The organism is Neisseriaceae bacterium CLB008, assembly GCA_041228285.1.
Classification (GTDB): Bacteria; Pseudomonadota; Gammaproteobacteria; order Burkholderiales; family Neisseriaceae; genus JAGNPU01.
The window spans coordinates 1,971,199-1,988,157 of record CP166133.1 but is presented as its reverse complement, the minus strand read 5'-3'; the positions used below and the strand labels follow the sequence as shown (position 1 = coordinate 1,988,157).

General features: G+C 50.0%; 16 protein-coding genes. 10 read left to right on the top strand and 6 right to left on the bottom strand.

What is annotated here, in order from left to right; genetic code table 11:
• Nucleotides 1-646: 646 nt before the first annotated feature.
• The 8 genes from AB8Q18_09115 to AB8Q18_09080 all read left to right on the top strand — a co-directional run bounded on the left by AB8Q18_09115 (nt 647) and on the right by AB8Q18_09080 (nt 7,864).
• A complete protein-coding gene (locus AB8Q18_09115; GenBank protein ID XDZ50354.1) occupies nt 647-997 on the top strand; it encodes a DNA-directed RNA polymerase subunit alpha C-terminal domain-containing protein in 351 nt (116 codons plus the stop codon).
• A gap of 160 nt (nt 998-1,157) precedes the next feature.
• Complete coding sequence (locus AB8Q18_09110) at nt 1,158-1,682, top strand: fimbrial protein (protein XDZ50353.1); 525 nt, start codon at nt 1,158-1,160, stop codon at nt 1,680-1,682.
• 56 nt (nt 1,683-1,738) lie between these two features.
• Entirely contained in the window at nt 1,739-2,266 is a 528-nt protein-coding gene (locus AB8Q18_09105) for a fimbrial protein (protein ID XDZ50352.1), read from the top strand.
• 71 nt (nt 2,267-2,337) lie between these two features.
• Nucleotides 2,338-4,815: a fimbria/pilus outer membrane usher protein gene (locus tag AB8Q18_09100; protein ID XDZ50351.1), complete on the top strand. Its 2,478-nt coding sequence runs from the start codon at nt 2,338-2,340 to the stop codon at nt 4,813-4,815.
• A 20-nt stretch (nt 4,816-4,835) separates the two neighbouring features.
• Entirely contained in the window at nt 4,836-5,585 is a 750-nt protein-coding gene (locus tag AB8Q18_09095; GenBank protein XDZ50350.1) for a molecular chaperone, read from the top strand.
• 30 nt (nt 5,586-5,615) lie between these two features.
• Nucleotides 5,616-6,233, top strand: coding sequence for a fimbrial protein (locus tag AB8Q18_09090; GenBank protein XDZ50349.1), 618 nt, complete (start codon nt 5,616-5,618; stop codon nt 6,231-6,233).
• A gap of 9 nt (nt 6,234-6,242) precedes the next feature.
• Nucleotides 6,243-6,806, top strand: a complete 564-nt coding sequence (locus tag AB8Q18_09085) for a fimbrial protein (GenBank protein XDZ50348.1) — start codon at nt 6,243-6,245, stop codon at nt 6,804-6,806.
• A gap of 29 nt (nt 6,807-6,835) precedes the next feature.
• A complete protein-coding gene (locus tag AB8Q18_09080; GenBank protein ID XDZ50347.1) occupies nt 6,836-7,864 on the top strand; it encodes a fimbrial protein in 1,029 nt (342 codons plus the stop codon).
• 68 nt (nt 7,865-7,932) lie between these two features.
• On the opposite strand, the gene AB8Q18_09075 is transcribed toward AB8Q18_09080, so the two are convergent.
• Together AB8Q18_09075 and AB8Q18_09070 are read right to left on the bottom strand one after the other, a co-directional pair.
• Nucleotides 7,933-8,181, bottom strand: a complete 249-nt coding sequence (locus AB8Q18_09075; protein XDZ50346.1) for a hypothetical protein — start codon at nt 8,179-8,181, stop codon at nt 7,933-7,935.
• Nucleotides 8,182-8,348: 167 nt separating this feature from the next.
• Entirely contained in the window at nt 8,349-8,918 is a 570-nt protein-coding gene (locus AB8Q18_09070; protein ID XDZ52914.1) for a recombinase family protein, read from the bottom strand.
• 779 nt (nt 8,919-9,697) lie between these two features.
• On the opposite strand from AB8Q18_09070, the gene AB8Q18_09065 reads away from it, so the two are divergent.
• Complete coding sequence (locus AB8Q18_09065) at nt 9,698-10,375, top strand: hydrolase (protein ID XDZ50345.1); 678 nt, start codon at nt 9,698-9,700, stop codon at nt 10,373-10,375.
• 370 nt (nt 10,376-10,745) lie between these two features.
• Complete coding sequence (locus AB8Q18_09060) at nt 10,746-11,330, top strand: FMN-dependent NADH-azoreductase (protein XDZ50344.1); 585 nt, start codon at nt 10,746-10,748, stop codon at nt 11,328-11,330.
• 48 nt (nt 11,331-11,378) lie between these two features.
• Here AB8Q18_09060 and AB8Q18_09055 read toward each other — a convergent pair whose 3' ends face one another.
• The 4 genes from AB8Q18_09055 to AB8Q18_09040 all read right to left on the bottom strand — a co-directional run bounded on the left by AB8Q18_09055 (nt 11,379) and on the right by AB8Q18_09040 (nt 16,863).
• Nucleotides 11,379-11,855 carry a hypothetical protein gene (locus AB8Q18_09055; protein XDZ50343.1) on the bottom strand — a complete coding sequence of 159 codons (477 nt, stop codon included), beginning with the start codon at nt 11,853-11,855 and terminating at the stop codon, nt 11,379-11,381.
• 124 nt (nt 11,856-11,979) lie between these two features.
• Entirely contained in the window at nt 11,980-13,620 is a 1,641-nt protein-coding gene (hutH, locus tag AB8Q18_09050; GenBank protein ID XDZ50342.1) for a histidine ammonia-lyase, read from the bottom strand.
• A gap of 23 nt (nt 13,621-13,643) precedes the next feature.
• A complete protein-coding gene (locus AB8Q18_09045; GenBank protein ID XDZ50341.1) occupies nt 13,644-15,551 on the bottom strand; it encodes a LysR substrate-binding domain-containing protein in 1,908 nt (635 codons plus the stop codon).
• On the bottom strand, nt 15,544-16,863 hold the full coding sequence (locus AB8Q18_09040) for an MFS transporter (protein ID XDZ50340.1): 1,320 nt from the start codon (nt 16,861-16,863) through the stop codon (nt 15,544-15,546). The genes AB8Q18_09045 and AB8Q18_09040 overlap by 8 nt, the downstream gene beginning before the upstream one ends.
• Nucleotides 16,864-16,959 lie beyond the last annotated feature (96 nt).

Sequence of the window (16,959 nt, the reverse complement as noted above, 5' to 3'; positions counted from 1 at the left end):
GCTATTTTCAACTAAATATTTATAATGGAAACGATTATTGAGTCTTTTTACCAAAATTTTAGGGTATCTTTATAAATTTTAACTCAATTAGATTTCCGGGCTTTTTTGAGGTTTAATTTGTATTAAGTAATTGATATTAATTGATAAAGTTTTAAGGCATAAAAATAAGCGCATTTTTATTAAAAAATTGCGCTTATTTTTATGGATTGATTGTTTTTATCTTATTGAATTTTAATGTTTTGTTTTTGTTTTTTGCAATAAAACGGTCGTTTTATTGCAGTGCGCGAAAAAAATCTAAATACATATTCTGGCAGGTTTTTATGATGTTCCTGCTGTCTGTGAATGAGTTTTTAATGCGGTGAAATATAACATAGTAATTATTTTAGTAGATGAAATTTACATAATTTAACACGACAACAGTTTGTTTTCATTGGTTCGCAGGATAACACTAAACATTTTTTAAATCTATCCATTCTTTTAATTTTCATTATTTAAATTAAATATTTAAAAATCCAATCCATTTTTCTACGTTTTTTTTCACAGTAATAATGGTCACCTGAGCCATAAAAACAAACGACCGTTTGTTTTCATTAGATGTTTAATGATTTGACATGAGAAACCTAGGGTTCGCAACGTGGAGAAAAAAATGAAAATAGTTCAGATTACAAATGTTGAAGCCATGCTGTTTGCACTTTGCGAAGATGGCTCGCTCTGGTCAATGAATGCCGTCGAAAGGCGTTGGCATCGGTGTGCCGACATTCAATCTGAAGAAGAGGCGAGGATAGACAAGCAAAGCATGATGCTGAAGTCATTAAACCTGTCTAACCGGACCTTTCGGGCCTTGAGCAGCGCAGGCGTAGGCAATGTTCACCAGCTGATTAATCTGTCTGTGAAGGACTTAAGAGCCATCCCGAGACTGGGCGCTAAGTCTATTTATGAAATAGAAACGGCCCTGGTTGAGGTGGGTGAAACCTTATACGACGACGGCGATTTGTAGTGTTTTTAGGCAGATCGACGGTGTTAGCGTTCCGACGATGTTCACGGCGTGAGCCCTTTGGGCTGTGTTGTGAGGTTGTCTAATTGTGGGTGTGTTGTCACTTTGAATGATCTACCGTTTTGGTAGGTTAAATTTGTAAATTTAATATTAAGGAATTGTTATGAATGTTAGTAAATTAGCTGCACTTATGCTTGCTGCTGGCTTTGCCTCAACCGCTTTTGCTGCTGGTCAAGGCGGCGGTCAAATCGAGTTCTACGGTGACATCATCGATGCACCTTGCTCTGTCAACCCAGACTCTATCGACCAACGCATTCCTATGGGTCAAATCAGCAATAAAGAGTTGAACGGCGGTAAGGTTTCTCAAAGCACCAAACGTTTTGAAATTAAATTGGAAAACTGCAGCGTTGAAACCTTGAAAACTGTTGAAGTGACCTTTGGTGGTACTTCTGACGTGAATGATGCCGATCTATTGGCTTTGGTGGGCAACGCTAAAGGCGCCGGTATCCGTTTGGTTGACGGCTCTAACACCTTGATCAAATTGGGCCAAGCCACTCAACCAACTCAATTGGTTAACGGCAACAACACCTTGATCTTCGGTGCCAACTTGAAAGGTAGCGACGCTGCCGTTGACGTAACGCCTGGTGACTTTACTGCGGTAACCACGTTCGCACTAGAGTACAAATAATAAGTTAATCAAGCACGGCGTGTCCCTACACGCTGTGCTTTTTTGGGAGCATGGTTATGAGCATCCGTTTTCTGTCTTGCTTGGGCTTGATGTTGTTGTCTATGCCAGCCTTAAGTTGGGCCAGTCAGCAGGGGAGAGGACAGGTTGATTTTAACGGCGAAATCGTTGAAGTGCCGTGCAATATCGACACCAATAGCCTAGATCAAACCATCGACTACGGTGTGGTTTCTGCCCGTAATACCCAGCAATTACGCAGAGCATTCGAAGTAAAACTGGTTGATTGCCAGTTGGCCAGTCAAAGCAAGCCAGGCTATATCTACCGTAAGGCCAACATCACTTTTTACGGACAGCCTGATGCTGAAGATTTAACCCTATTAGGCGTCAATGGTAGCGCCAAAGGTTTAGCGATTAAGCTAACCGACCAAAATCAGCAGCACATTATGTTGGGAGAGGCCCATTACGATTACGAACTGGTGAATGGCGATAACCACATTCGATTTTTCACCGAGTTGAAAGTCAGCAATCAACACCGCAAAGCGGGTGAGTTTCAGGCTTTACTGCAGTTTATTGTGTCTTATTTATAAGATATTCATACAATTTTGCCGCTTGATTCACCGCTATTTTAGCCCCTTATTCGAAGATAGGTTCATCTGGTATGCCACAGTTATCGACACATTTAAAAACCATAACGGCCTGCGTTTCTATGGCGTTTGCTTCAGGCTATACCAGTGCCGCCGTTGAGTTTAATACCGACATTCTGGACATCAGTGAGCGCAGCAGTGTGGATTTGTCTCGATTCTCTGAAGTGGGCTACGTGATGCCCGGCACGTATGTGCTGGATGTCTACATTAATAAACGCGTCTTACCGCAGCAGCGGATTAACTATGTCAGCGTCGAGGGCGATGAACGCAAGACCGTGGCCTGTTTGCCCGTCAGCATCATTCCCAAAATGCTGTTAACCGACGACGTTCAAAAACTGATTAAGATTTCTGAAGATGGCCAATGCGCCGACGTGTCTGCCATTGAGGGCGTCACCATCACGACGCATTTAGGCGAAGCCGCGATGCGCATCAATGTCCCGCAGGCATGGCTTAAATACAGCGACCCAGACTGGACGCCTCCTGAACTTTGGGACGAGGGTATTCCAGGCGTGATGCTGGACTATAACGTCACGGCCAGAAGTAATAAACCCCATAATGGCGATCGCAATCGCGACATCAGCGTCTACGGTACAGTGGGCATGAATGCGGGCGCTTGGCGTTTACGTGGTGATTACCAAAGCTATGAGCGTCATGGCAATGGCCAGACTGAGCGTGATTTTACCTGGTCACAAGTTTATGCCTATCGTGCTTTACCGCAAATAGCGGCTAAGTTGACGTTGGGCGAACAATATCTAGATTCTGATCTGATTGATGGGTTTCGCTATATTGGTGCCAACCTGAAAACCGATGAGCGTATGCTGCCACCGTCTTTACAAGGCTATGCACCGCAGGTGCAGGGCGTGGCGACCACTAACTCTACCGTGACGGTGAGCCAAGAAGGCCGCGTGATTTATAAGACTACGGTGCCGGCTGGTCCATTTATGATTCAGGATTTAAGCAGTTCGGTGCGCGGTAAATTACAGGTGACGGTAGAGGGTGACGATGGCCGTATTGAAACTTTTGAGGTCGGCACGGCCAGCATTCCCTATCTCACGCGTCCAGGCCAAGTGCGCTATAACGTGTCTTTAGGGCGGCCTTCTGATTTTGATCACAAAATCGAAGGCCCGATGATTGCCACCGGCGATTTTTCTTGGGGCGTCAGTAATTCATGGTCTCTATTTGGTGGGGCTGTGGGCAGTCAAGACTACAATGCCATCGCCTTTGGTGTGGGTCGTGACTTAAGCGTTTTAGGCGCCGTTTCTGTCGACGTGACTCAGTCCAATGCGCATTTATCCAATGGCCGAAAACTCACTGGCCACTCGTTTCGCTTTAACTATGCCAAGCGTTTTGATGAGCTACACGGTCAAATTTCGTTTGCCGGTTATCGATTCTCAGAACGTCAGTTCATGACGGTGTCGCAGTTCTTAAATGCTTACAACAAAGAAGATGAGTATTTTCGCCGCGATAAAGAGCTGTATACGGTGACCGGGAGTAAGACGTTTTGGCCAGAAGAGCCCAGAAAAGCGATTACCGCTTACTTAAGCTATACCCGCCAAACCTATTGGGATGATAGCGCCCGGAACCGTTTGAGCCTTTCGGCCAGCAAGCTTTTTTCTGTCGGCCGCGTGAAAAACATTTCGGCGTCATTTAATGCTTACAGCAATAAGCAGTATGGTGAAAACACCAAGGGCTTTATGTTGAATTTGTCTATGCCGCTAGAAACGCAAAAACGGATCAACGTCGGCTATAGCCTCTCTAGCCAAGATGGTAAAACGTCGCACAATGCCAACTTAAGCGGCGGTGAGGGCTATAACAACTGGCAGGTTTCGGCCGGCATGAACAGCAATAATGACGCCAATGTACGTGGTTATTATAACCGTCAAACCAGTTTGGCCACCGTTGGCTTCAATGCCGACTGGCAGCAGCAGGGCTATCAGAGCATGGGCCTAGAGATTCGCGGCGGCATCACGGCCACCCTGAAAGGGGTCGCTTTGCACCCGAACAGCATCGGCGGCGGCACTCGGGTGTTGGTCGACACCGGTAAAGTGGCTGGCGTGCCGATTAACGATGGCGCTGCCTACAGTAACCGTTTCGGTAAGGCCGTGGTGGCCGACGTCGTGAGCTATGTCGACACCCGTACCCGGATTGACGTCGATCATTTAGACGATGAAGTAGATGCACCGCTCGCAATGGTGGAAAGCACGTTGACCGAAGGCGCCATTGGCTATCGGAAAATGGATGTGGTGAAAGGTTTGAAAATGTTGGCCACGATTACGCGAGCCGATGGCGATGTGCCGCCACCCTTTGGTGCCACCGTCATGAACGACAGTGGTAAAACCATTGCCGTCATCACCGATGGTGGATTGGTTTATCTGTCGGGCGTGCAAGAAAACGAAAGCTTAAAAGTGACCTGGGGCGATCGTCAACAGTGCCAGATTACAGTGCCAGTGGCCTCCGTGGCCTTCTCGAAAACGGTGCTCACTTGTCAATAATTCATTCAAAAGGAAGCAGCATGAACAAATCATTTCGTTGGGCCTGTATTTTAGGGCTGATGGTCAGCACGGCGGCTCAGGCAGCGATCACTATTGACCGTACACGGGTGGTGTATTCGGGCGATATGCGTTCGGTCAGCATTAATTTAAGCAACGACAATAAAGAGCTGCCTTTTTTGGCCCAAACCTGGCTAGAAGATGAACATTATCAAAAAATCACGTCGCCCTTAGTGGCGCTGCCGCCGCTGCAAAGGATGGAGCCGGGCAGCAAAAGCGTGATTCGCGTCACCACGCTGCCTGAAGTGAATACCTTGCCACAGGATAGGGAAAGCCTGTTCTTTTTCAATGTGCGCGAAGTACCGCCTAAAAGCGATAAAAGCAATGTATTGCAGCTGGCCCTACAAACGCGGGTGAAGCTGTTTTATCGACCTCAGGCCATTGTGCCTAAGCGCGGCACAATTTGGCAGGAGCAGTTAACGTTTAAACGCGCTCAAAATCAATTGACGGTGAATAACCCCACGCCGTTTTACATTGTGATGACTGGCTTTGCCAATGATTTTAGAGACAAGGGTGGCCGCGACATGGCTGGGTTTGGCGGTTTGATGCTGGCTCCTTTCGCCACCGAAACCATTACTTTGAAGAACCCAGTACCGTCAACGTTTGTATTGGACTACATCAACGATTATGGGGGCCATCCTGAGCTTAAGTTTGCCTGCGATGCACAGCAAAACTGTGTGGCACAGCCAGGCGCGGATGAAACGAAAAAATAGGCTTAATCTATGCTGATAAAGGACGGATTTATGAATCACCGCACACTGATTTTTTGTTTGTTGGGCCTGAGTGGCCTCTCCCATGCTGCGTCTTTACCGGATGACTACATTTCAGGCACGTTAGGCACGGTACGCATTATCGGTACTTTGGTGAGCAGCACGTGTGAGATGCGGATGGACACCATCACCCAGTCGGTTGATTTAGGCGTGGTGAGCGCTAAGGCGTTTAATCAGGCCGGTGCGCGCAGTGCCGCTGTGCCCATTCGTTTAAAGTTTTCTGGCTGTTTGCTGGGTGCTTATGATGCAAGAGGGCCGTTGATGCAGGGCGAACAGTTTGAGGCGCGCGCCGATGGGGTAGGCACCGATGTGTTTTTAAATGGCCAATACGGTGCCACGCTGACGTTTGTGGGTGAGTCTGATCGGCTCAACCCTCAGCTTTTGGCGGCACATGGTGAGGCACGTGGCGTTGGGGTGCGTTTTACCGATCAACAAGGGCGGGTGATTAAGCTGAATGAAGTGAATCAGGCTTATTTGCTTAATCCGGGCGAAAACGTGCTGCTGTTCTACGCCGGTTTGGAATCCACGCAAAAATCGGTTCGAGGGGGTGAGTTTAGTTCCGTCGTGAACATCCGTGTGAGTTATCTATAAGGAGCAGCGATGATGAACAAGCCATTAGCAGTGGTGCTGGGTCTAAGCGGGCTGCTGTTGCTGGGCAGCGCTCAGGCAGAAGAAATTCCCAGTAATAATCCACTGGAGCTGATTGGGTCTAAGGTGAATTTTAAGGGCACCGTCATTAAAAAAACCTGTGAATTGGATGTGGGTTCAGAGAAGCAGATCATTCAGCTACGCGAAGTCGACGTCAAAATGCTGTACAGCATCGGCAAGGGGCTGAAGCAGCCGTTTGAAATTCGGCTATTGAATTGCGACACCAGCATTTTAAATGATGTATCGGTGATGTTCATGGGGCTGGAAGATGGCGAGCTGCCTGGTCGATTGAAGGTGACTGGGGCTGACGACATCGCCATTGCCCTATTTGGCAAGGAAAACTCGGATGAGCTCTTGCCTTTAGGGGAGTGGACTGAAGCGCAAACTCTGAATTCAGGCAGCAACGTCCTTAAGTTTCATGCCCGAGTAGAAGGACATCCTTCTGCGGTGCAGGCGAAAAACATTAAAACGGGTGCTTTTCAGGCCATCACTAATTTTACCTTGGAATATCGATAATGATGATCTCATTGATTAAATGGCGATTCATGGCGCCGCTCATTGGCTGCTTGCTGTCTACTGCCGCTTGGGCCGGCCAGCCTGGGCAGGTCGAACCCTCAAAAGGCTCGCCTAACCTGTATCGAGTCACCTTGAGAGACGGGCAATTAGCCAACGTGGCCGGCAGCACTTTTCGGCATGATTTTTCTTTGTCGGGTACTTATCCTGGCACCTTTTATTGCTCTCAGCCAAGAGAAACGCTGTGGGGGCCGGTTCATTATCGTGCCTTAACCAATTTACCCGTGTCGGACATCAACGGCAATGCAGGCTACCATCGCCTCAATGACTACATCGATATTCGCATCGATATGTTTATTGCGGGTAACCGTAACACCTATTTCTTGGTGCCGTTTCCTGATCAAGACAACGACATGAGAATTTCGTTTGCCTGTAATGCCGCCAATCCACCGACGGCGAGCCATCCGACATTTGGCTCTGGTTCAAAAGGCTATGTGACGTTTAAGCTGCGTAAGCCAATTGTAAACGGTATTGACATCAATATGCGGGAAATTGTCGACATGTATGGCCGCGTTAATATTCCGGGGATCAATACCGATTACGGTGGCATTCCGATGGCGCGAGTGGTGATTGAAACTGCGTTATTGACGGTGCCTGATAAGTGCGTGGTGAACGATGGGCGTACCATTGAAGTAGATTTTAAAGACATCCCTCAGACCAGCCTAGATGGTAGCCGCTATGTGAAAAGCATTCCGGTTTCTTATCAATGCTCTGGCGGCAGTTTCGATAAAGGCATGAAGGGCATTGGTATTGGCTTGTCCGCACGTCCGGCTTCTTTTTCTAACGATTACGTGGCCAGCAGCATGGAAAATCTAGCGGTGGTGGTCAAGCATAAAGGGCAAGTCGTGAAGCCCAATGAATTCACCAAGATGCCAGAAACGCCGAGTAACAGCGGCAATTGGGATTTAACTGCGGCACCGATTACTCAGGGGTCTAACATTCCCTTGGGCGATTTTACCGCCTCCGCCACCATCGTGATGGAATTTTCTGAAGTGGATTAACCGACGCTAAGTGTGGTAGTTATTGCTTTGTAGGCCCTGATCATGCTTTATGGTCAGGGCCTCATGTCTTAGGCGAAGGCATACACCAATAATAAAGAGGCTGTCCAAATGGCAATGCCTGTAGCCGTTTGGCGCTGATAGTGTTGCGCCTTGAGGCCGATAAACACCGTCAGCATCATGTTGGCCAACGGCAGCAGGATGCCGCTGTTGACACAGATTAAACCATTTGCTGATAAGTGCGTGTCAATGGTACAAGCACTTAGCCATAAGCCACAGAAGCAGACGGTGACCATGGTCTGAAAAAGCGTGTATTTCAACGTGTACTACCATTATTGACGATGGTCTATTTTACGCTAAATCATACTCTTATAAGCTTATTTAATTTGACTATCATCACGCATTTGTTATGTATTTAATTGTTTCTATATGGCTTTTGGTTTTTTAACCAATTGGTGAGGCGTATTTTAGGGAGTAGATCATGGTATTAAAATGAAGCAGGCTTCCTCAGCTTATTGGAAATTGTGGTTCTAGAGACATTGTATTGCTGTGCCAAGTCCGAAATGGTGATTTTTTGGGTAAAAAAAAGATGATTAATCTCTTCAATTTGGCGTTCGTTTAGCTTAGGGCGGCGCCCGCCCACGCGGCCCCTGGCTTTTGCAGCCGCAAGGCCAGCAAATGTACGCTCACGAATCAGGTTGCGTTCAAACTCGGCCAGAGCAGCAAAAATATGAAAAATCAGCTTGCCAGTATTGCTTTTTGTGTCTATTTTTTCGGTAATGCTTTCAAAATAAATGGATTTTTCTTCCAGTTGCGTAATGATGCTGACCAAATCATTGACGCTGCGGCCGAGTCGATCTAAGCGCCAGACGATGAGCCGATCACCGGCTTTTAATTGGCTCAAGCATTTGATTAATTTAGGGCGTTGATGAGCATTTTTACCGCTGGCCACTTCATTATAAATCAGGCTACACCCAGATTTTTTTAAAGCATCGGTCTGTAAGTCTAAGGTTTGATCATCGGTTGAGATTCTGGCATAGCCGATGGTTTTAGGCATGTATTTCATAGTCCCCGTCCCCTATTAAAAGGCTCTGATTATAGAACAAAAAAAATAGCTTTGTCCCTAATAGATTTTTACCAAACAATTGTTTTTAATATAGTTTTTATAAATGTATATGATTTAGTTTAAGATATGGTGAATGCTTTTTTTCATCCTATTACTGTGAAGCCGTTGGGATGGGCAACTTAATTGCACCTTTCATTTCATCTACCTGAGTTGATTAAATATTAGCCATTGATGGCAAAGAGGCTCAACTAAATTCGGTTGAGGCAGATTGGATATTGATTAAGCATTTTTGGTTCAATGTGTAAGGCAGTTTATTTATCAATTTTTCAAAATTAAGTAGAAGTTGCATGAATACCGGTCATAACGGTATTCATTTGTCCATAAAAATCGGCTTTTGTATGTAATGCATCTTATCATGACTTAACTCATGATCGAAATGACAAATGATTTTGATGCGCTGTCACGCATTGGCACAGTCAAGTTAAAGGTGATGAATGGCGATTAGGCGTCTTTTCTGGTGTCCTCATGCATGGGTTTTGTGGGTTTTGTATGGTTGTTTGGATTTTTTATTGATGGGCGATTGTTCTTTTTATGAAACGATAAGTTGTGGAATCGTGGGCTACTGGGCACGTTTGCCGTGATTTAGAATGCATTCATCAAGTCCAGCAGCAAGACTCAGGAGTGGGTTTAGGCTGTGATGATTTGCCCTGAGGCCGATTGAGCGCCTTTAAATTTTAGATTGTTATTCTGTAAAAAAAAGGAGTCTTCTCATGTCACAACCTGCCAACTTCAACGGCCAACGCCCAGTGATTGACGCCAACGATGCAGTGATGCTGCTGATTGATCATCAAAGTGGCCTATTCCAAACCGTGGGCGATATGCCCATGACTGACTTACGTGAGCGTGCTACGGCTTTAGCTAAAGTGGCTACGTTAGCCAAGCTGCCGGTGATCACTACGGCCTCTGTGCCCCAAGGTCCGAATGGCCCTTTGATTCCTGAAATTCATGAGGCGGCACCACATGCACAATATGTGGCGCGTAAAGGGGAGATCAACGCTTGGGATAATGCCGATTTTGTTAATGCAGTCAAAGCCACTGGCCGTAAAACCCTCATCATTGCGGGCACCATCACCAGCGTGTGCATGGCTTTCCCAGCCATCAGTGCCATTGCCGACGGTTATAAAGTTTTTGTCGTGATTGATGCTTCTGGCACTTATTCTAAAATGGCGCAGGAAATCACCTTGGCCCGTATGGCTCAAGCAGGTGCGGTGCCGATGGACACTGCGGCTGTGGCCTCTGAATTACAGGGCACTTGGAATCGTGAAGATGCGGCTGAATGGGCCGAAGCCTATACCCATATTTTCCCTCACTACAAATTGTTAATCGAAAGCTATGCTAAAGCACAGCAGGTCGTGACCAATCATGAAGTGCTGGATTCACAGCGTTAATTTTGTGTCAGAAACACGATGCGGGTTACCGCATCGTGTTGTCATTTTGGGTGCCGTCTGTGGCTGCATCTGGCATGAGCCTCATTTAGGCCATGCTGCTGTGCTGAGGCGGGATTTAGCCTAGTCTGGTGTCAGCGGGATGGGCTATGGGCAGTCATTAGCCGATTGTTATTAATAGGGTTAAGGCGGCCTGAGTAGTGGCGGCTGAATGTTTCGGTAGCCGCGCGGGTCAATTGTTCTATTTTTGGCACGATCAGTTCTGGTCTTGGGCGTACTCAAACCCAGAGTATTCAAGGATAATAAACCTTAATCAAAGCGGGTTAGATCAGCTCGTGCCAACAGAATAAATCAATATTAGGACCAGAGTGCAATGAATATTTTACACATCGACAGCAGCATCATGGATACGGAGTCCGTTTCTAAAAAACTAACTGCCGCCGTGGTGGCTCAGTTAAAGCAGCAGCACACCGACGCCGAAGTGACGTATTTGGATTTAGACCAAAACCCCGTAGGCCACTTAAGCGGCACGGCTTTAATGAGCCCAACGGCAGAGCAGATGGCGTTAAGCGACCGATTAATTGAACAATACTTAAACGCCGACGTGTTGGTGCTAGGCGTGCCCATGTATAACTTTACCGTGCCATCAACCTTAAAAGCGTGGTTTGACCACGTTTTAGTGGCGCGCCGCACCTTTCGCTATACGGCTGAAGGCGTTGAAGGCTTAGCTGGTGATAAGAAAGTTTATCTGGTCAGCAGTCGCGGTGGCGTTTATGGCGATGAACACGCCTTAGATTTTCAAGAAGGCTTTGTGCGTACGGCCTTGGGCTTTACCGGCGTAACCGACATTGAAGTGATTCGTGCCGAAGGCGTGAATCTGTCTCCAGAAAGCAAGCAGCAGGCGATTAGCCAGGCTGCGCTTCAGGTTGAAGGGCTAGGCTTGGCCGCAGCGGTTTAAGTAAGCTGCTAGATTAAAAAGGACACCGTAAGGTGTCCTTTTTTGTGTTTAAGCGCCTGGAGTGAACGGGCGGGGGTCTAACTGGCGGCGGTCTAATGGTGCGGCTAGCTTGTGGTAGGTGCCTGCAAGGGTGGCGCCGCCAGAGCAGTAGTAGGCCAAGGCACTGTCGCCTTTCGCATGGTCGGCTTTAATGCTCAGTTGGGTCGGCGTGACGGTTAAGGTAATGGTTTGACCTTGGACGCTGAGGGCATAGGTTTGCGGCCCTGTTTGCTGGGCGTATCCGTCGAAAGTGCAGCTGGGTTGTTTGCGGTCGTTACGGGCGCGTACTGAAACGAGCAGTTGCCCTTGTTGCGTTGAACTTAAGCTTACGGCTAGCCAATCGTAGCCTGCGTCGCGTTGGTTGTAGTCGGCGCTGACGTAGTCGCCTGTTGCGGCTACAGATTGAGGCGACGTGGGTTGCGCGCAGCTCGCCAGTGCGAGCGTGAAGAGCGGTAGGGCCAGCCGACCAATGTTTTTGGGGTGCATGGGTTAGACTTTTTGAGGTGTGGTAAACGTGCCGTTAGGGCTGCAGTTGATTATAGCGGATTTATGGGAGAAGGGGTGTGAATGGCCCTTAGCCCCAATGTTTAGGGATTAAGGGCTTTAGGGCTTAATGAGGCTGATAGCTGCGCCAAAAACGCAGACTTTTTTCTATCAGCGGCGTGTAGGCTATGTCTTGCTCAATGAAGGGTACCTGCTGGCGATAGGCCTTCAGCAGTTTTTGAGTGCTGCGGCTGGGGGTGAAGTCGGGGCGTAGGGCCACCGCTTGGGCGCCATGCAACAGCTGGAAGGCAGCGATTTCGTATACGCCGTCGATGATGGCTTGTGTATTGGCTAGGGTTTGGTTGCTCATGCTGGCTGTGTCTTCGATGCTGCCGGCGAGGGTAACCGAATCAAACCAGAGTGGTTGAGCCAGCGTTTTGATGTGTTGGTTGGTGGCAACGAATGGTTTTTGAATGGCGCCGAAGGCATGGCCGTGGTTGTTGGGCGCCGCCAGAAACCGTGGCAGTTTGGTCAACTCGGGATTTTCCAGGCGAATCAATTGCTGAGTCATGATTTCGGCCAGCTTGGCTAAAGCTTCATTCAGCTGGGCGGCGCTTTGGGCCACCGGTAAAAAATTGAAGTTGGCGGTGGGCACAATGGCGCCTTCATGGCTGCCGGAGACGGCATATTGGTGCATCTGGCTACCTTCATCGGCATTGTTTAAACCATGGATTAAGACCACGGGATTGTCGTCACTGTGATTGATTTGCAAGGTTAAAGCTGTTTCGAGTTGGCTCATGGCTTGGCGCACTTCACCCAGGGTATAGGCCATAGAGCGATAGGATAAAGGGTCTTGCAGCGCACGCTGTGGGTGAGTTTGCCACAGATCGCTGCCATCCAGCTGGAGGCGAATGTCGGCCGCGGCGGCGCTGGCGGCGGGGAATGGGCGTGCTTGCATGGCGGTGTGGCTAAAGGGGGCAACGTTGCCGTTCATGCCTTCGAGCATCAGCACAAATAGGGCCAGTTCCTGCTGGTAGAGGCGTTGCGCTGAACGCAAGGTTTGCTGTGCTTGGGCGGCCATTAAAGCGTTGGTGCTGAGGATGGATAAAAAGTCTTTACCAATGGGCTGTAGGGGCTTAATGCCTAGCTTGGCCATGACTTTACTCGCCGGCTGGCGCTTACCTTGGTACCAAACGTCCCATTCACCGATCATGGCTAAGCCAATATGGGCAGCGAGGGTGATGTCGGCTTCGCCAACGCTGCCGCGGCTGGGCACGATGGGGGTGATGCCGTGGTTGAGAAAGGCGATGTATTGTTCGGCCACGGCGGCGGATACGCCGGCTTCACCGTTTAAAAACGTGTTCAGACGCATCAACATGGCGGCGCGCACTACGGCTTCGGGCAAGGGTTCGCCTAACCCAGCGCTGTGGGCGCGTAAAGACGATTGATTGAACTGGCGCGACAGCGTCAAGAGCTCAGGCGACAGAGTGCGCTGGCCGTGGTGCTCTTCAAAAACTGGGTGGTCTTTATTCCAGCCCACGCCCACGGTGAGGCCATAAACGGCTTGATTGTTCAAGGCTGCCTGTAGCACCACTTCATGGCCGGCGCGTACGTTGGCCCAGGCGGCGGCGTTAAGGCTGACGGCTTCGTGCTGCTGAGCCACGCTGTCAACTTGGGCTAGGGTCAGTTGGCGCTCGGGGGTGAGCGTGAGGTTGGCCCAAGCGAGGCTGTGGCCGCACAAAAGAGTCGCAATTAATAAGCGTTTCATCGATTTCTCCAAAGTCTTTGTTGTTATGGTGGGGTGCTGCTGTGATGGGGTGCGGCTTCGGCCTCTGCCAAAAGGCATTGCACCAGGCTTTGCTCGGTCGGGCTGAGCACCCGATTGCTTAAATAGGCGATGCGTAAGACGCGTTGTAAGGTAGGCGCCAGCGGAATGAAGGCCACTTTGCCTTGTTCAATCAGCTGGGAGACGGCTGAACGCGGCAAAATGGCAGCATAGCGGCCTTCGCTGAGCCAGTATTGGTTGATGTTGAGGCTGTCAGATTCCAGCGCCGGCCTTAGGGTCAAACCAAGGCTGAGGCAATGTTCGTCAATTAACAGCCGCATGCCGGTGCTTTTACGCGGCAACACCAAGGGATAGTCGCTTAATTGTGACCAGTCCAGCTGGCTGAGGCCTGCGTGTGGATGCTGGGTACTCAATACTAAGCCCATGGCCTCTGGGGCCAGCAGCGGTAGGTGGGTTACCCAAGGTGAATCGGCTTCGATGATGGCCAGGTGCAGCGCCTGACTGCGCAAGGCGTCGACTAAATAGCGATGGCGCTCTTCCACTATTTCTAAAAACACCTGAGGATTTTTTTGCTGCCAAGCTGTGACTTGATTGGCAATCAGCTGCAACAGCGTGCTTTTATTGTCGACGCTGGGCAATACGCCTAAGGAGAGGTGTTGTTGCTGATTCAGTCGTTGGCCTTCGCTATAGTCGATCAGGCGTAGGTGGGCATCGTGCAGGCCTTGGCACAGTTCGTAAAACAGCTGGCCAAACGGCGTCATGGTTAGGTGGCGCACGCCCATGCCGCGCTCTAAAAGCTTGGTGCCTAGGGCCTGTTCCAGCTGCTTGAGTTGAATGCTTAAAGCAGGCTGCGACATAAATAAGGCCTGAGCCCCTGCGCTGATGGAGCCGGAGCGAATGGTTTGATGCAGATAGTGCCAGTGCTTGAGCTGAGTCGCGGCGGGCCACACCACGCTGTCGTTGTGGCCGGTGTTGTGTACGGCGGCGCTAAAGACTTGTTCGAACTCGGCCACAATCGGGTGGTGGCCTTGGCTGTGGCTGTGCAGGCTGGCCAAGGGCAGGTGTTCAATGCGGCTGACCTGCCAGTCTGGCGCCATGATTTCGGGGTCGAGCAGCAGACTATTAACCAAAATCATGCGCTGTTCAGGATTGGGCTGGGTCATCAGCTGGCGATAGTCTTGGCTGATGTGCTCAAAAGACCAGGTGGCCGCAGCGGTGACGGCCGCGATTTGCTGGAGTAAGAGCCAGGGCATGCGTGGTAGATACAGTTTGAGGGTCTGCAGGTCTTCTGGATGCAGGCGGCTGTTGAGGCCTGAATCGACATGGCTTAGGACACACCATTGCCCCTGCGGCATCTGGGGCTGAAGCGGGGCATCGGGCGCCGCCCAGTCTATGCTGACTTCACCTGCTAGCGGCCAAGGTGGCTGCCATTGGGTGTCGTTGCTGGGGCGCACGTCATAGCTGTCTAAGGGTTGTGGCCACACCAATATCTGTGGGTAGCGCCTGTGGCAGTGGCGCAGTGCGACCTCTAGGGCATGGGTCAGCGGCCCGCCATAAAAGCGCAGCGGTAGGCGGACGCTGAGCCACTGCGGTGACAGCGGCTCAGCGTTTACGGTCACCGTGGCGCATTGGCTGGCAAACTGGGCCAATAGCAGCATGGGCAAAATGTGCTTGCCCAAGGTTAGCCCCTGTTCATTGACGTACAGTTTTTTGTGGGCGCGTTCAAACAAGGGGATATTTAAAGTTTGCTCAAATTTACTCAGGCGCTCACTCACGCCCGAGCGTGAGGCGCCTAAAAGCTGGGCGCTGATGCTCGGGCTATGGGTGCGGCACACCGACAAATAGCTGCTTAAGGTGACAAACTCTAAGCGTTTGCGCTGCGCCAAGCTGGTGAGGGCATTGGCCTTAACCATGTACGACGGCCTTTTTTAGGCGTGGGCCAGGCAGGTCAAACATTTTTTGCAGCGCAATTAAGGCGATCACGCAGGCGCCGGCTAAGTACAAGGAAGGCGCCATGACGTTATGGCTGGTGGCCCAAGTGAGCAGTGCAGGGGTAAAGCCGGCGAAGAAAATAGCGGCGATGTTGTAGGCCACGGCCATGCCGGTGGAGCGTACTTCTACCGGGAAAATGCTGGCTAAGGCGGAAGGCGCTGCGCCAGAAAATGCCGCCACCATCAGGCAGAACAGGATGTGTACGCACACCAAGGTACTCATTGCCGGATCGTGGTGAAGCCACATCAATAAGGGATAGCTGCCGACCATCAGCAAAATTGCGCTGTAGCGCAAGACTTTGGCCATGCCGATTTTGTCGGCGCAGCGCCCTGAAATCAAGCTGCCGATGACCATAAACACGTTGCCGATGAGAGAGGCGGTAAAGGCTTGGTTTTTGCTGAAGCCTAGCCCCACTACTTTAGACGTGTAATAGGTGGGCATGTAGATGATTAGGGCATACACGCACACCGTCCATAAAATGGAGAACATCGCGCCATACAGCAGATGCAAAGGGTAGCGGCGCACGATGTCAAACAAGGGGGTGTGTTCTTTGCTGGTGTGCTGTGCTTGGGCTTGAAATTCGGGCGTTTCATCGAGGTTGCGGCGAATGTAGATGCCTACGGGCACAATCAATAGGCCGATGATGAACGGCAAACGCCAGGCCCACTGCTGGATCTCGGGCTCGGTGAAAAAAGTCGTCACGCCAACGCCAACTAAGGCTGCCAAAATGTTGGAAATGCCCATGCTGGCCTGTAGCCATGAGGCGTAGCTGGCTTTTTTATCTTCGGGTGCCGATTCAACCAGAAAAGCAGTCGCGCCGCCGATTTCGCCGCCGGCAGAGAAGCCTTGCAGCAAACGACCGACCAGTAATAATAGCGGCGCACCGGCGCCAATCATCCATAAAGGTGGCGCCACCGCGATGATGAACGTACCCACGGCCATCAGGCTAATGGTTAAGGTGAGGGCGGCTTTGCGGCCGACACGATCACCGTATAGGCCTAAAAATAGCGCGCCTAAGGGGCGGGCAATAAAGCCGACGGCAAACACTAAAAAGGTTTTGATTAAGGCCGAGGTTTCATCCCCCTCGACAAAGAAACTATGGCCGATGTAAGCGGCAAAAAAGGCAAAAACGCTGAAGTCATACCATTCGAGCGCATTGCCCACAGAGGCCGCAGCGACGGCTTTACGGGCGCTTTGCGGTGTCGGCTTAGGGGCGGTTTGACTGGTGTTCATAAAATTCTCCTCGGTCCTGCGGTATTTTTTTATTATGAGGCCTTGTCTGTAGCAAGGCCTCTGCTGTGAATGCGTTCGCTGCGCCAAACCAAGGCT